The sequence below is a fragment of the Kitasatospora sp. NPDC001547 genome, assembly GCF_042894165.1.
Taxonomy (GTDB): domain Bacteria; phylum Actinomycetota; class Actinomycetes; order Streptomycetales; family Streptomycetaceae; genus Kitasatospora.
Map to the genome: position 1 here is coordinate 191630 of NZ_JBIAVL010000013.1, position 14998 is coordinate 206627.

General features: G+C 75.8%; 10 protein-coding genes. 1 reads left to right on the plus strand and 9 read right to left on the minus strand.

The window, feature by feature from the left end:
* Positions 1 to 24 precede the first annotated feature (24 nt).
* The 8 genes from ACFY0X_RS23950 to ACFY0X_RS23985 form a co-directional block, all read right to left on the minus strand.
* Positions 25 to 1986 carry a TOMM precursor leader peptide-binding protein gene (locus tag ACFY0X_RS23950; RefSeq protein WP_387757361.1) on the minus strand — a complete coding sequence of 654 codons (1962 nt, stop codon included), beginning with the start codon at positions 1984 to 1986 and terminating at the stop codon, positions 25 to 27.
* Positions 1983 to 3758, minus strand: a complete 1776-nt coding sequence (locus tag ACFY0X_RS23955) for a hypothetical protein (RefSeq protein ID WP_387757362.1) — start codon at positions 3756 to 3758, stop codon at positions 1983 to 1985. The genes ACFY0X_RS23950 and ACFY0X_RS23955 overlap by 4 nt, the downstream gene beginning before the upstream one ends.
* Complete coding sequence (locus ACFY0X_RS23960) at positions 3755 to 4930, minus strand: hypothetical protein (RefSeq protein ID WP_387757364.1); 1176 nt, start codon at positions 4928 to 4930, stop codon at positions 3755 to 3757. The genes ACFY0X_RS23955 and ACFY0X_RS23960 overlap by 4 nt, the downstream gene beginning before the upstream one ends.
* On the minus strand, positions 4923 to 7577 hold the full coding sequence (locus tag ACFY0X_RS23965; RefSeq protein ID WP_387757365.1) for a lantibiotic dehydratase: 2655 nt from the start codon (positions 7575 to 7577) through the stop codon (positions 4923 to 4925). The genes ACFY0X_RS23960 and ACFY0X_RS23965 overlap by 8 nt, the downstream gene beginning before the upstream one ends.
* 138 nt (positions 7578 to 7715) lie before the next feature.
* The gene (locus tag ACFY0X_RS23970; protein WP_387757366.1) at positions 7716 to 7898 is read right to left on the minus strand and encodes a thiazolylpeptide-type bacteriocin; all 183 of its coding nucleotides are present in this window, start codon (positions 7896 to 7898) and stop codon (positions 7716 to 7718) included.
* Positions 7899 to 8709: 811 nt separating this feature from the next.
* Positions 8710 to 10188 carry a purine-cytosine permease family protein gene (locus tag ACFY0X_RS23975; protein WP_387757367.1) on the minus strand — a complete coding sequence of 493 codons (1479 nt, stop codon included), beginning with the start codon at positions 10186 to 10188 and terminating at the stop codon, positions 8710 to 8712.
* 170 nt (positions 10189 to 10358) lie between these two features.
* A complete protein-coding gene (locus ACFY0X_RS23980) occupies positions 10359 to 11228 on the minus strand; it encodes an SAM-dependent methyltransferase (RefSeq protein WP_387757368.1) in 870 nt (289 codons plus the stop codon).
* A gap of 523 nt (positions 11229 to 11751) precedes the next feature.
* Complete coding sequence (locus ACFY0X_RS23985; protein ID WP_387757370.1) at positions 11752 to 12483, minus strand: hypothetical protein; 732 nt, start codon at positions 12481 to 12483, stop codon at positions 11752 to 11754.
* 132 nt (positions 12484 to 12615) lie between these two features.
* Between ACFY0X_RS23985 and ACFY0X_RS23990 the strand changes: the two genes are divergently transcribed.
* Complete coding sequence (locus tag ACFY0X_RS23990) at positions 12616 to 13524, plus strand: hypothetical protein (protein WP_387757371.1); 909 nt, start codon at positions 12616 to 12618, stop codon at positions 13522 to 13524.
* A 46-nt stretch (positions 13525 to 13570) separates the two neighbouring features.
* On the opposite strand, the gene ACFY0X_RS23995 is transcribed toward ACFY0X_RS23990, so the two are convergent.
* A complete protein-coding gene (locus tag ACFY0X_RS23995; protein WP_387757372.1) occupies positions 13571 to 14890 on the minus strand; it encodes a PucR family transcriptional regulator in 1320 nt (439 codons plus the stop codon).
* Positions 14891 to 14998: the final 108 nt, after the last annotated feature.

Genomic DNA, 14998 nt, shown 5'->3' on the forward strand with positions numbered 1-14998 from the left:
GACATCAGGGGAACGGGTGGGACATCAGGGGAACGGGTGCGGGTGGAGCGGCAGTTCGTCGTGGCGCAGCGGGCGCGGGGTGCGGCCGAGCCGGTACGGGACCTCCAGCAGCCGCGGCAGGCCGTGGGTGCGCCGGTTGGCCTCGCCGAAGGTCATCGGCAGCGTGCCGGGGACGATCACCTTGGCGCAGTACAGTCCGAGCCGGTCGCGCACGCCCGGCTCGTCCTGGCGGACCACCACGACCTCCAGGGCCTGACCGGCGAGCCGCTCGACCGTCCGCTCCAGCAGCGGCGTCAGGTCGTCCACGGGCTCGGGCGCGTCGGGCCAGCGCTCCCGCCAGGGCACCGGGGGCGGGCCCGCGAACAGGAAGTCCAGGCGGGGCTGCGCCTCGGACAGGGTGTTGAGGCCGACGTGGTCGTCGAGCGAGACCACCAGCTCGGGCCGCTCCAGCATGGTGCGCAGGCGCCGCGGGTCGCGCGGCCCGCCCGGTGCGGCGGAGCGGTGCGGCGCGTCCTGGACGTTGGTGACCACCTCGGCGACGGCGGAGCGGATCGCCGCCCGCGGGTCGTGGTGGGCTCCGGCGGCCAGGAAGGTGCGCGGGGCGTCGGGGTGGGTGCCCCGGTAGCGGCACAGCGCGAGCACCGACGGGATGCCCACGTCGTCGGTGGCGTCGAGCAGGGTGAGCCGGTAGCCGAGCAGCTCGGCGCGGTCGGCGAGTTCGGCCACCTCGGGGTCGTCGACGGGCACGGCGACGGCCGGCAGCGGGGTCCGCGCGTACCAGGCCAGCAGAAAGGCGTCGCGCTCGGCGATCTCGAACAGGCCGTACAGCGCGGCCTCCTCGGGGCTGTTGCCCAGGCCACAGCCGTTGGACGACTCGTACGCCACCCGGGGGCGGCCCGGGCCCGGTGGGTCCCAGTAGGCGAGGTGCTCGGGGACGGCGATCGGGCGGTCGTGGGTGAGCGACCAGCCGTGCACCCAGTCGAGCACCAGCTCCGGGGTGAAGGGGACGGTGGTGCGGGCGGGGTGGTCGCCGGGGTCGGGCAGGCCGAGCCGGACGGGGTCGAGGACGGCCTCGGGGCCGCGCTCGGCGACCAGCTCGGCGTAGGAGGCGCGCAGGGTGGTGCGGTGGCCGAGCGGACGCATGCCCGCGAGCCGCTCCACGGCCTCGAACAGGGCCACCCGCTCGCTGGAGCGGAAGTCCACCGACCGCCCGTAGCCGCCGTCGTCCCCCGCCCGGCCGTCGGTGACCAGGGCGGTGGTGAGGGCGAAGGCCGAGTCCTCGGTGCGGTAGAGGCGGCGGACCGGGCCGAAGCGCTCGTCGTGGAGTTCGGCGCGCAGCCGCTCGACGGTGGTCCGGTCGTTGGCGCCGCGCAGTACGGCGGGGTCGGGCAGCGGGCGGGGCGTGCGGGGCAGCCGGGCGGAGCCGGGGGCGTCCTCGGGGAGGGGGTGGCAGACGGGGCAGCCGCCGACCGGGCGGACCCGGTGGGTGGACCAGGTGGCGCGGTCGCCGTGGACCACGTGGACGGTGGCGTGGGTCGGGCCGGCCGGGGGGCCGTCGGAGGGCTCACCGCGGGTCTCGCCCGGGGTCTCGCCGGGGGGCGCGGGGGCGGTCGGCTCGGCGGCTTCGCCGGGTTCCTCGGCTTCGGCGAGGTCGGCGGCGAGGGCGGCCACCGCCTCGGAGAAGGCCGGGGTGCCGGTGCCGGCGAGGAGCAGGGCCGGGCTCTGCCAGGGCACCCGGCCGCCGGCGGTGGCGAGCCGCTGGAACTCGGCGCAGTGCAGGCAGGCGGGCGAACCGGGGTGCAGGACGGGGCCGACCACGGTCAGCGCACCGTCCTCGCGCACCGGCACCAGGCGGACGGGGTGCGCCAGGGCGTGCCGGCTGAGCTGCTCGGCCAGGCCGAGGGTCCAGGCGGTGAGGTGGACGACGGCGGTGCCGCTCGTGGTCGCCAGGGCCTGCTCGGGGGTGAGCACGGGGAGGTCGGTCACCGGTGGCCTCCGGCGGGCGCGGGCGCGGGCGCCGGGGCGGGCAGGAGGGCGGGGGCGGGGACGAGGGCGGTGAAGCCGCAGCCCGCCAGGGCGGCGGCCAGCGGGCGGGCGGCAGCCGTGCCGGGCCGCCAGGGGGCGGTGCGCAGCCCGGTCAGGCCGAGCAGCGCGGTCTGCAGATCCGCCTCGCGGTCGGCGAGCCCGGCGAGCCAGCGGCTCGTCCAGCCCTCGTCCACCCAGTCGACGAGCTGTTGCCCGGCGGCGGCCAGCGGGGCGGCGGCGCCGCTGAACGAGGTGTGGTGGATGGCGGACAGCCCGAGGTCGCGGGCCGTCCGCCGGGTGAGGGCGTCCAGGGCGGCGACGGCGACCGCGTCGGCGGCGGTGGCCTCGACGGCCCGGCTCCCCTCCACGGTGGCCAGGTAGGCGGAGCCGGCGAGCCGACGGACCGTGAGGGCGGCGTCCCGGCCGAGGCGTCGGGCCAGCGCCGCCGTCCAGTGCCCGGCCTGCGGGTGCTCCCGCCACGGGGCCCCGGACGGCGTCCCGCCGTCGCCGCCGTCGCCGGGGGCGGCGGGGGCGGCGGGGACGGCGAGGGCGGCGCGCCGCAGCGCCCGGCCGAGGGCGTGCCCGGGGCCGGCGCCGACCGCGATGCCGACCGTGAAACCGACCGTCACGCCGTCCACGGCACCGACCGTGGCGCCCACGCGTCGCCCGGCGGCTCCCGGGTCGGCGGCCGCCGCCTGGAGCTCGGCGGCCCGGACGGCAGCCGCCAGCCGCGCGAGGTCGGTCCGGGCCGCCCCGGCCGCCAGGATCCCGTCCGGCGTACGGCAGGTGACCAGCGCGGCGGGCAGCTGCGGCAGGTCGCCGGGGGAGGGCGCGTCGAGCACCCCGAGCCGGGCGTCGCCGAGCGCGGCGATGCGGCGCAGGGCCGTGTCGAGGTCCTCGGGCGGGTCGGCCGCGCGCCCGGGCCCCGCCGCCCAGGGGCGGTGCTCGGCGCGGAGCGGACGGGCCTCGGCGACGAGGACGGCGGGGCGGCCGGCGAGCAGCCGGGGGTCGTCCCGCGGGTCGGCCGGGTCCGGCAGCCCGGCCACGGCGCACAGCAGCCGCTGGGCCGTCGCGGCGGCGAGCAGCAGCGGCAGCGCCCTCGGGGCGGAACCGCCGTTGGCGCCACCGGAGTCGGGGCGCAGGCGCTCCGCGAGCGCGGCGAGATCGGCGCGGGCGCGCTCGGGGTCGGCGGGCGCGGTGACGAATCCGCCCTCCGGGCCGTACCGCAGGCCGACGGCCACCGGCGGTTCGCCCGCGACGGCCAGCACCTGACCGGCGGGCAGCGCGGGCTCGGCGACGACCGTCGGCCGTGCCCCGCCCCGGGCGAGGGCGCGCGCCACCGCCCGGGCCGTCGCGTCGTCCGGGTCCGCCGAGGCGACCACCGGGTGCGCGGCGGCGAGGGCCGCCGCCGCGTCGCCGGGGCGGTCGGCCACCGAGCCCGGCCAGGGCGGCAGACCGGCGCCGTCGGGGTGGTCGACCAGCAGGTCGTGTTCGCGCAGCCGTGCGGTGACGGTGGCCAGCGCCGCCTCCACCTTGGGGTGCCCGGTCTCCGCGGTGGCCGCCGGGTCGCCGTCGAGCCGCGCGGACAGCACCTCCCACAGCGCGGGCAGCGAGCGGCTGCCCTCCAGGGTGAGGCTGGTGCTCCGGCCGCGCAGGTGCAGCCCCTCGCGCAGCGGGGTGACCGCCACGCCGGGGCGCAGGTGCGGGCGTTCGGTGACCGGTTCGGCCGTCACGCCGCCCCCTCGACCGTGCCGGTCACCTCGGCGATGTAGTCCTGCCACCGGTGCCCGGTGAGTTCCGGCACGCTGCGCACCACGAGGTGGGCGGCCAGGTAGCGTTCCACCGGCCGGACGTCGCAGATCGCGAAGAGCCGGTACAGGGCGTTGGTGCCGGTCCGGTAGACGAGGTAGTCGGCGCGGTCGAACATCGTGCCGTCGGGGTCGCTGCGCGACAGCATCCGGTGGAACTCGCTGTAGCGGGTGCGCAGTTCGGCGTTCCAGCGCTCGGCGGTGGCCCGGTCGCCGAGGGCCTCCGCGCGCCTGCGGTACTCCTCGCCGCGGCTGGAGAGGTCGACCCCGGCCGCCAGCAGCCGCTCGGCCCGGTGCCAGGCCGTGGCGGACCAGCGCGCCCAGTCCTGCTCCCAGCCCCGGGTGCCCCCGGCCGCCACTCGGCGGACCAGCTCCGTGACCGCCGGGCGGCCCTGCTCCCAGCGCCGCTCGAAGGCCGCCCGCAGGCGGCCGTCCGGGTCCTCGTGGACGAGGAAGTCCTCCAGGTGGGAGAGGAAGGAGTAGTGCCCGCCGACCAGCCCGTCCGGATGGGTGCTCGCGTGCGCCGCCAGCGCCGTGACCGCCAGCTGCACCCGGGCCTGCGCGGTGTCGCCGTGCTCCCCGAGGAACGCGCAGGCCGACGCGATCGCGGGCAGCCCGCCGCGCATCAACTCATCGCGCAGCGCGGCCGGTTCGGCTCCGATCAGGGCGTGCAGGTCGGCCGTGGCCGCCGGGTCGACGGGTACCGTCCGGACGGTGTTGTCCGGCACCAGCGGGCCGTACGGCGGCGCGATCAGCTCGGCCCGTCCGGCGACGGCGGCCTCGGCGAGCAGCTGCTCCGGCGTGCGGTCGGCGACGGACGGGTGGGCGGCCGCCCACGCCCGCAGCACCTCGGCGGACTCCCGCGCCATGGCGGCCACGCGCTCGGCCGGCCCCTCCAGCCGCAGCCGCAGGTGCGGCCCGAACCGCCAGTGCCGTTCGACGTGGGCGCGCAGCCCCCGCTCCGTCGCCCGCAGCGCCAGCGGCAGGACGGCCTCGCGCAGGGCGGGCGCCTTGACGGGCTGGTAGTAGGTCAGGATCACGTCGACGGCCGTCCCGGGCGCGGGCCGGTCGGTCGGATCGCTCATCGGCTCACTCATCGGGCGACTCCTCGGCGCCGTGGCGGCGGTGCGGATGCGGGGCGGGCGGGCGTACGGGCGTGGCGGGGGCGGGCGGGGCTACGGGCGCGGCGGCGGGCCGGGCCGGACGGTAGGTCTCCGCGACGAGTTCGACCGTCCGGGTCGGTTCCGGCTGCCCGCCGACGAGGGGCAGGGCCTCCTCCAGCAGGGCGCCGTGCGGGTGGCGGGCGAGCCACCGGTCCAGGTGCCGCAGGTGGAGCGGGTTGCCGAGGTCGACGGGCTGCGGCTTGGGCGCCCGGAGCCGGTCGAGGAAGGCGTCGACGGGCGCGGCGTCCTCGGCGGGCCGGGCCACGGGGTGGAGGAAGAGCTGCTCGGGCAGGCCGAGGCGGGCGCGCCAGCGGGCGACGGCGGCGAGCGGGACGCCCTCCGGGCCGGGGTCGGCGGCGAGGTCGGCCCGCAGGGCGTCGAGGACCCCGGCCGGGAGGTGCCAGCGGCGGCGGGCCAGGACCACGTGCCGGTGGCGCAGCCGCGGGGTGCGGGTGACGGTGCCGCCGGGGGCGGGCAGGGCGGTGCGCGGCAGCAGCGGCTGGAGGACGACGACGCCGTTCGGGTGGTCGGCGAGCAGCGGGGCGAGCCGCTGCGGCAGCATGATCGGGGAGAGGAAGCCCAGGTAGAGGACGTCGAGGTACTCGCCGGTGGAGCGCAGCCGGAACCGGAGCTGGTCGCTGTCGACGTCGTGGACCAGGTCGAGGTCGGCCTCGGCGAGGGCGGACCACCGGTGGTCGGGCCCGATCTCCTCGGCGAGCAGCAGCGGGTGCAGGTTGGCGTTGAAGCCGCCCACCGGCCGGAGCTGGGCGGCCCGCGCGTTCCCGCCGAGCCCGTCGCGGATCTGCCGGGCGACCTCGGCGGCGGCCCGCGGCTCGGTGGCGTCGAGGAACCGGCTGGTGAAGCGGCCCCAGCCGCAGTAGACGTGGTTGACGCACAACAGGCCGTCGGACGGCTCCCGTTGGACGAACCAGGAGTAGCTGAGCGGCCGGGCCGCCGTCCAGTCGGGCAGTCGGCCGGCCAGGGCGCGGACCCGGTCGGCGGGCAGCACGACCTCCCCGTCCACCTCCGGCAGGTCGGTGAACTCCCGTCGCAGGGCGGCGATCTCGTCGGGGACGGGGACGTCGGCCCAGGCGTCGCCGATGTCGGCGCCGAACTCCCAGGGCGTGGCGCAGACGCCGCCGGCGCCGTACCGGGCGACGAAGCGGTCCCGGGCGGCCAGCCGGGTCAGGTGGCCGTGGTCGAACAGCTCGGCCAGCGCGGTGAGTTCGCCGAGCGCGGCCCGGTCGGCGGGGTCCAGCCGGGGCTGCGGGGGCGCGGGGGCGTGGACGTCCTCGCTGAGCACGTTGAGCGGGAAGGCCTCCCCGGGCAGGGGCCGGCCGGCCTCGGCGAGCACCCGGCGCCAGTCGGCCGCCAGGGCGGAGAGCAGGCCCGGCCGGCGCTCGGCGGGCGCGGCCGGGTACGCCGCCGTGTCGTCGGCGAGCTTCCGTACGCTCTGGGCCAACCCGGCGTCCTCGGGCCAGGTGCCCAGCCAGGCGGCGAGCCGTTCCAGCGGTTCGGGGCTCTGCGGGTCGACCGGCTCGGTCGGGACCAGCAGCCCGGCGTCGAGGAGCCGGTCGACGAAGCGCCGGACCGCCGGGTCCTCGCCGGGGCGCCCGAGGGCCTCGGCGAGCCGTGCGACGAGCCGGTCCGGCGGGTCGGGGGTCTCGGCGAGGGAGGCGAGCAGCGCCAGCTCCGGCCGGGCGCCGAGCTCGACCTCCTCCTCGCGGCTGGCCAGGTAGCGGCCGCCGACGAACACCGTCCGGGTGCGCTGGTAGTGGGCCCGTCCGGCGTCGACGCGGGCGGCGCTGGTCATCCGGTGCGGCAGGCTCCGGCTGCGCCGGGGTTCGTCGAGCAGCGCCTGGACCAGCGCGCCGACCAGGGTCCGGTTCACCCGGACGACCGCGCGCGGTTCGGTCGGCGACTCGCTCCGGCACGGTTCGTCCGAGGCCCAGCCGACCGCCGTGAACCAGGACAGCGGGCTGCTCTTGCCGGTCGCGCGCAGCGCGTGGCGCAGGACCGCGGCCTCCTCCTTGCGGGCCCGGCCGCCCCGTCCGGCGCCCGGGTCCGAGGCGTTGACCACCGCGCGCAGCAGGTCGGCGCTGCCCAGTGCGACGGCGCGCCGGAACGCGGGCTCCCGGCACACCGCGGCCAGTGCGGCCCGTTCCGCGGCCAGCGCCGGCGGCACGGCCCGCGCGAGCTCGTCCAGCAGCCGGGCGCGCTGCTCCCGCAGCTCCAGCCACCGGGCGAGCCGGGGGAGCCGGGCGGGCAGGTCCCCGAGCCGGTCGAGCTGCGCGGCGCGGGCCGCGCGGCCGTTGTGGAGGTCGCGGCGCAGCGGCAGGACGACCCGCCGGTGGAAGTCCTCGTCGTGTCCGGCCCGGCTGGCGTACAGGTCGTCGGCGAGCACGGGGCGCAGGGCGGCGTCGGCGGCCTCCGCGGCGGTGAGCCGCGCCAGCAGGTCCCGTACGAGAGCGGAGGGCGCGGACTGCGCGGCCCGGGTGAGCACGGCGGCGCGCACCAGCGCGTACGCCGCGGTGGACGTGGCGACCGGCGGCACGGGCGCCGACGGGGCACGGGTGGGCACGGCGGGCGACCTCCGATGCTGGCGGGTGGGGGAAGCGGGAACCCGGCGCGTTCGCGGCGGAACGCGCCGGGTTCCGTGGTGCTCCGGTCCTGAGCAGCACTGCTCGGTCCTGCTCGGGACCGCTCGGTGCCGCGACCCTCAGAGCTGCGTCGTGGGCGGGTGCACGATGCTGGAGTTGGAGGACGACTGGCAGGAGCTGGAGGCGGGGTTGCTGGAGGCTCCGCCCTCCGGCAGTGCGATGCTGTCCCGCAGCGCGGTGACGGTCAGCTCGCCCAGGTCGAGGTCGTCGAGCGCGAGGACGTCCTGCAGGTGGTCGGCCATGAAGGCTCCCGAAGGGTGTCGAAGGGATGGACCCGGCGGATCGTCAGGACGTCTCCGTGCCGGGCCCGCCGGACTCGGCGCACGAGGGCGAAACCGGTGGGAACACGATCCGGATCGGACCGGTCACCGGCCGGGCGCCACCGCGTCGCCGAGTGTAGGTCGGGTCGGTTCCGCCGAGTGGGCGCTGCGGTGATATTGGCTGGTAATCCGCTCCGGCCCGGCGGGGCGGTCCGCACCCGCCGGGCTCCGCGGTGTCCGGTTCGCCCGCATGCGTACGACCCTGAGCCCTGGACGGATCCGGCCCACCCGCCGCCGACGGGACGGTGCGACGGGGGAGACGGTCCGTCGGCGCCCTCGGGAAGCGGCAGCTCCGGCCCCGTACGGGCCGTCGACAGGTCCTTCACCCGGACTTCACGCCTCCTGCCCGACCGTACGACTCGCGTACCCGTGCCGAGGCGGTGGAGGGCCGGACCGGAGCCGTGCGGATTCGGCCAGCCGCCGGACCCGCGAAGCGCGCGGGCGTCCTGGCCGAACCGGGCGCGTGCCGTGCCGGGCAGGCAGACGTACGGACGAAGGGCGAGGGCTGCCTCGCGGCCGATGGCGGCGAGTGATCCTGAGGGGATGACAAAGAGGTCGATCCGTGTCGGACGACCCGGGTCAGGACGGCAGCGGGGTGAAGTCGCGGGCGGCGATGAAGGCGGGCCGGCGGCCGGGTGCGACACGGCCGTGAAACCGGACCGCCCGGCCGCCGACTCGGCTGAGTCGGCGACCGGGCGGTCCGGCGGGCGCGCGGAAGGCGCGCGTCGTGCGGTCAGACGGTGACCTGTTCGGTCCGCTCCGCCTGGAGGCCGGCGGTCCGCCCGGCGGTGCCGGAGGTGTTCTCCCGGGGCGTGGGGAGGACGGCCATGATCGCGCCGGAGATCACGATGGTCGCCGCCCAGGCGAGCCCGTACCGGCCGACGGGAGTGTCGGAGAGCGGTCCGGCGAACCAGTCGCACTTGGTGAAGGCGAGCCCCATCAGCAGCGCGAGCACCCAGGACACCATCGCCTGCCAGCAGAAGCCGCCCACGTACCAGTAGCGGCTGTTCCTGCCGGTGTCCATCAGCGCGGCGGCGTCGTAGCGCACCGCGCGCGACCGCCGGCGGAACATGTCCACCGCGTAGACGCCGATCCAGGCCGAGAAGGAGACGGCGAGCAGGACCAGGAAGGTGATGAAGGAGCCCAGGAAGCTCTTGGCGACCAGCATCAGCAGCAGGCCGCCGACCAGCGAGATCACGGCGTTGATGCTGACGGCCATGGCGCGGGGCAGCTTCACGCCCATGGTCTGCGCGGTGAAGCCGGCCGAGTACATGGAGAGGCTGTTGATCAGCAGCATGCCCACGATCGCGGTCAGCAGGTACGGCACGGCCAGCCAGGTCGGCAGCAGGTCGCCGAGGAAGGAGACCGGGTCCGCGGCCTGCGCCAGGCCGGGGGAGGCCACCGCCATCACGGCGCCCATCAGCACCATCGGCACCATCACCAGGCCGGCACCGGAGACCGTCACGCCGGCGATCTTCCGGCCGGAGGCGGAGTGCGGCAGGTAGCGGGCGAAGTCCGGGCCGGTGGGGACCCAGCTGATGCCGCCGGCGGCGATGGTCCCGATGCCGGCGATCATCATCGTGGTGGTGCCCGCGGGCTTGGCGAAGACCTCGCTCCAGTCCATGGTCGCGACCAGGTAGCCCAGCACCAGGATGCTGAAGACGCCGAAGAGGTACGTCGACCAGGTGTTGCAGACGTTCAGCGCCTTCCGGCCCATCCCGGAGACCAGGAAGGTGCAGGCGACGAAGGCGAAGAGCGTGATCACGATCAGCGCGGTGTTGCTCTTCACGCCGAAGAGCAGGTCGAGGACGGTCAGCACCGCGTAGGCGCCGGTGACGGCGTTGATCGTCTCCCAGCCGAACCGGGCGATCCAGAGGATCGCGCCGGGGAAGAGGTTGCCGCGCACGCCGAAGGTGGCCCGGGAGAGCGTGGCACCGGGGGCTCCGCCCCACTTCCCGGAGACCGACACCACGCCGACCATGCCGAAGGAGGCGAACGCGGCGCACGCGGCGACGATCAGGACCTGCCAGAAGTTCAACTGGTTGAACACCACCAGGGCCGCACCCATGGTGAGGAGCAGGACGCTGATGTTGGCCGCGACCCAGGTCGGGAAGAGCTCGCGGACTCTGCCCCGGCGCTCGTCGTCCGGGACGGGTTCGATGCCGCGGGTCTCTATCGCGCCGCCGGTTTCGGCGGTGGACAGGTTGTCCATGTGGGTGGCTCCGTGCGTGTGAAGCGGTAGATGAATCGGACAAATGGAGTATTCATGGAACTCTTCGCGCGTAGCGCGGGAGTTACGTCATCCTACTTTGTCCAGTTCGGCTTCAAGCCCCGCCCGGTGCCGGGCCGGAGCGCCGGGCGGGGTGGTGTCCTGCGCGGGTCTCAGGGCTTGACGGCGACGGCCGCGTAGAAGGAGACCTGGGCGTCGGTGACGGTGGCCGGGAGGGCGTCGTCGGTGGGGGTGCCGGTGCCGTCGTCGTGCCAGCGGTGGGCGGGGACGATGCCGGGGCCGAGGAGGTCGAGGCCGTCGAAGAGGGTGGCGAACTCGGCCTTGGGGCGAAGCCGCAGGGAGGTGCCGGCCTGGTTGTAGATCTTCTCCACCTGGGAGGCGCCGGCCGGGTCGAGTTCGGCGGTGGCGTGGGAGAGGACGAGCGCGGAGCCCGCCGGCAGGGGCGCCAGGAGGTGGTCGACGATGGCGCGGGCGTCGTCCAGCTCGGGAACGAAGTGGAGCAGGGCCACCATCGACACGACCAGGGGCCGGGTGAGGTCGAGGGTCTGCTGGACCTGGGGGGTGGCCAGGATGGCGGCCGGGTCGCGGACGTCGCCGTGGACGTAGGCGGTGCGGCCCTGGGGGGTGCTGGTCATCAGGGCGCGGGAGTGCGCCAGGACGACGGGGTCGTTGTCGGCGTAGACCACGCGGGCCCGCGGGTCGACGGCCTGGGCGACCTCGTGGAGGTTCGGCGAGGTGGGGATGCCGGTGCCGATGTCCAGCCACTGGCGCAGGCCGCGGCGGGCCAGGGCCCGGGTGGCGCGGCGCATGAAGGTGCGGTTGGCGTGGACCGCGGTGCGCATGGTGGGGAAGACGGTCAGGACGCGTTCGGCGGCCTCACGGTCGACCGCGAAGTTGTCCTTGCCGCCGAGGAAGTAGTCGTACATCCGGGCGCTGTGCGGGATGTCCTGACGTATGTGCAGGGCGGCCGATTCGTCGGACCCGAACGCGGCGGCCGTCGCCACGGTCTCGTCGGTGCTCATTCCCTGCCCCTTCGTCGGTGATCATGCCAGGCCCGCCGCAGTCTAGCCAACTCGCCTGCGCCGCGCGGGAAGTCGGCGGCCCTGGACGAGCGACAGGACCCGGGAGCGTAGCCAGCTCCCGGGCCCCTGTTTGCCGCCCAATTGCGCACACCGGCACGTTTAAGGGTCGCGGATCAGATTGAAATCGACGCGTTCTGCCTTTGAACTACCGTGCCACGGAGCGGCACAGACAGGACTCGAACCTGCATTCGTCGATATTCGTCCGCGCCCGGTCGATCCGGTGTTCGGCGGCGAATGCTGAGACTGGAGCGGGAGTCTGAGATTCAGGGGGTCTGCCTCTGCCTGCTTGGGCCACCCCGGCCGGTGGTGCCGGGGGGAGGATTCGAACCTCCACCGAAACCCCTGGTCAGCTTCAACATCAGTGTCAGCTTTTCGCACCGCGCAGCGTCCCCGCCCGGTTCTCCCGGAACGGTTCGGACGCGCTCGGCGCACCCGCCCGGCTCCCCGGGCGGGCGTTCACGGGCTACCGGAACAGGTAGCCGAAGACGGCGTCACCCACCCGCTGGTCGGTGACCTCGACGGCGTTGGCCTCCTCGCGGGCGAACTTGACCGCCTGCTGGAGCCGCTCCACCCGGTCGGCGAGCTCGTTCACCCGGCGGGCCGGCAGCGCACCGGAGAACTTGACCGTGGTCCAGTAGCCGACCGCGATGTCCTCGTAGTAGACCTCGACCTGGGCCGGGTGCTTCTCGGTGGCCTCGGCCTTGACGTGGTTGCGCGGCACCTTCTTGGTCCGGATGGTGCGCACCGGCTCGGTCTTCCAGGAGTCGGTGGACGGGTCGAGGTTCCACGACTCGGAGGCGTCCAGCACCGGCAGCTTCTTCACGAAGGTGAACAGGTCGGTGAGCTGCTTCTCCAGGAAGAGCAGGTACGGCACCGGCACCTGGGGGAGGAGCACCTGGCCGTCCACCACGACGTCGGCGCGGGCGTCGACGTTGGCCCAGTCCTTGGTGGCCGTCACGTCGAAGAGCCGGGTGAGGGTGTTCGCGGTCGACCGCAGGATGTCCTCGGCCTTCAGCTGCACCCGGGTCGACTCCGGCGGCAGCTGCTCGCCCTCCTCGTCCTTGGGCTGGTAGGTGCGGGAGATCCCGGCCAGCAGCGCGGGCTTCTGCAGGTCCTGGTGGGCCTGCGTCAGCTCCTGGAAGGACTTGGACTTGACGCCCTTTTCGACGGCGATGATCTGGTTCAGCTTTGCCACGTCGGGGACGCTACCAGTCCCGAACTGAACGGCGACACCCGATTATTGACCGAGTGGCGACCGGAGCCCCGGCCGGACCGCTCGGACCGCTCGGACCGCTCGGACCGCTCGGACAGACGAGGAGAGAGGGCCATGGCCATCGCGCCGATCACCTCCCGTGACTTCCCCACCAGCCCGCTCGCCCTGCGCTTCGCCGACCCCGCCCGACAGGTCCGGGCCCGCGCGTTCGCCGCCGAGCAGGCGAGCGCCGCCACCGAGGCGGCCGGCCTGCTGGCCCGGATGTGGCGGGCCGCCGCGGACCGGTCGGCCCGGGTGGCCGCGCTGGCCGCCGTCCACGCCCACCTGGTCGACTGGCGCTACCGGCTCGCCGTCTCGATGGGCCCGCCCCCGGGCGGCGTCGCCTTCGACCCGGAGCGCTTCCGCACCCCGATCCGGGAGGGCGACACCAACTACGACCGCCTCGGGGACGTCGGCCGCCTGCGCGAGGGCGCCCGGTGGGACCAGGCCACGCACAGCTACACCGGAGGCCGGGCGACCCCGGCCTGGGAGGCCATGCTCCGCTACGGCCGTCTCGCCGAACTGCGCTTCGCCGCCGAGGGCGTCAGGGGCGACACCCTGCAGAACCGGGTGCTGCTGCCGGACGGACGGCGGATCGCCGGCAACCGCCTGCTGCGGGGCGAAGCCGCCCGCCGCGCCGACGCCGAGCTCGTCGCCCGGACCGCGGCCCGGGGCCTGGACGCCTCCCGGCTGGAGACCGGCGGCAGGCCGGTCTACACCGCCACCCCCGCTCCCCGGGACAGCGCCGTCCTGCACTCCGCAGCCCTCGGCCTCCTGGCCCGGCCCCGGCTCACCGTCCAGGACTACCTGTCGGCCCGCTACCTGCTCTTCCAGGCCCCGCAGACCAAGAAGGGCAGCGACGCCGTGACCAGGACGTTCGTCGTGGCGGTCGGCGCCGTCGCCCTCCCCGGCGCCAGGCCGGCCCTGCCCGAGGACGTCGACCTGCGCTGTTACGTCCTCGGCCAGCCGCGCCGGCGCCGGTAGCAGGGCAGCCGCGCCGCCATCGGAAGGAGGGCAGGCCGCCGGGCAGTCACGCGGCTTCGGCCCGACCGTGGGCGACGGCCCCGGCGGCATGCTCCCGGGGCCGGTCGTCGTCGCCGGACGCGCCGAGGGAGACCAGGAGTTCCCGGATGCGCAGGCCCAGGTGGAGGGTGATGCGATCCGCGCCGCTGTCCAGGTCGAGTCCGGTGACGTCCTGGATCTGCCGCAGCCGGTAGTAGAGCGAGGTGCGGTGGATCCGGAGCGCTTCGGCGGTCCTGGGGACCGACCCCGCGTGATTGAGGAAGCACCGCAGGGTCGCCTCCAGGCGGTGTCCGCCGCTGGACTCCAGCAGTGCGCGCAGCGGTTTCGGGAGCAGGGACTCGTTCAGGGCGTGGTCCGGCAGTTGCAGGAGCACGGCGAACTCGCCGAGGTCCTCCCAGCAGCCGATGCCGTCCAGGCCGGGCATCCGGCGTGCGGCGCGTACCGCGACGAGTGCCTGCTCGTGGGAGGTCCAGGCGTCGGCGAGGCCGCTCTGGTGGCCGCCGACGCCGATGACGGGAGCGGCCGAGGCGCCCAGGCGGGCGCCGAGGGCTTCCCTGATGCGGGCGGACTGCTCGCGGAGCGCCTCCGGGGTCAGCGGCCGGTCGGCGGCCTGGAGCAGGACGGCCCGGTGCGAGGCGACCGCGAAGGCGCCGTGGGCCGATCGGGTCCGGCGGAATCCCTCCAGCGCGCCGTGGAGTGCCGTCGCCACCTGCCCGGGGGACACCCGGGAGCGAGCCACCTGCACGATGCTGACCACCGCGTGGGGGGCGTCCGGCAGCAGCCCGTCGTCCAGGATCCGGGTGCGGGAGTCGGCGCGGGCGGCGGGGTCGGCGTCCAGCAGCGACAGCAGGAGCCGCTGCTCGGCGGTCCTCCGGGCGTCGGCCGCGACCTGGTCGGCGTACAGCTGGCCGATGACGGCGGGCGTCGCCCGGGCGACGGTCCCGGTCTCCTCGGGGGTCAGGGAGGTGTCCGGTGCGATGACCGTCAGCAGGCCGAGGAGGTGGCCGCGCTCACGCAGCGGCACGCAGTAGCGGGGGAGCAGCCCGAGGTCCTCCCGGCCCGGGAGGAACCCCGGCTTGGACCACCGGATGACGTCCTGGTCGCGGACGTACCGGGCGACCTCGCTGCTCACCCGCCCCTGCAGCAGGCTGTAGAGGCGGACCGGGTCCGCGTCGTCGTAGTGCCGGCTCGAACAGATGCGCCTGCCCGCGGCGTCGGTCAGGGTGACGGACCGACGGAGCGACTCCGCGAGTCGCTCGATCAGCCCGCGCAGCGCGGCGGTGCCGGCGGGGGGCCGCCGCCGCTGTTCGGTCGTGGCAGTCGTCATCGTGGTCATCCCTCCGTGTCCTCGACACACGGTGACACCGACGCGTTGCCCCACGGTGCACGGCTCTTGCCCCTGTCTGCGGGAAGTGCCGGACCCTTGTACCCCGGG

What these genes read in the sequence shown, in the direction of transcription:
- ACFY0X_RS23990 (WP_387757371.1), top strand. Translation starts at nt 12,616, where the DNA reads ATGGCCATCGCGCCGATCACCTCCCGTGACTTCCCCACCAGCCCGCTC.
- ACFY0X_RS23970 (WP_387757366.1), bottom strand. Translation starts at nt 7,898, where the DNA reads ATGGCCGACCACCTGCAGGACGTCCTCGCGCTCGACGACCTCGACCTG.
- ACFY0X_RS23975 (WP_387757367.1), bottom strand. Translation starts at nt 10,188, where the DNA reads ATGGACAACCTGTCCACCGCCGAAACCGGCGGCGCGATAGAGACCCGC.
- ACFY0X_RS23995 (WP_387757372.1), bottom strand. Translation starts at nt 14,890, where the DNA reads ATGACGACTGCCACGACCGAACAGCGGCGGCGGCCCCCCGCCGGCACC.
- ACFY0X_RS23960 (WP_387757364.1), bottom strand. Translation starts at nt 4,930, where the DNA reads ATGAGTGAGCCGATGAGCGATCCGACCGACCGGCCCGCGCCCGGGACG.
- ACFY0X_RS23980 (WP_387757368.1), bottom strand. Translation starts at nt 11,228, where the DNA reads ATGAGCACCGACGAGACCGTGGCGACGGCCGCCGCGTTCGGGTCCGAC.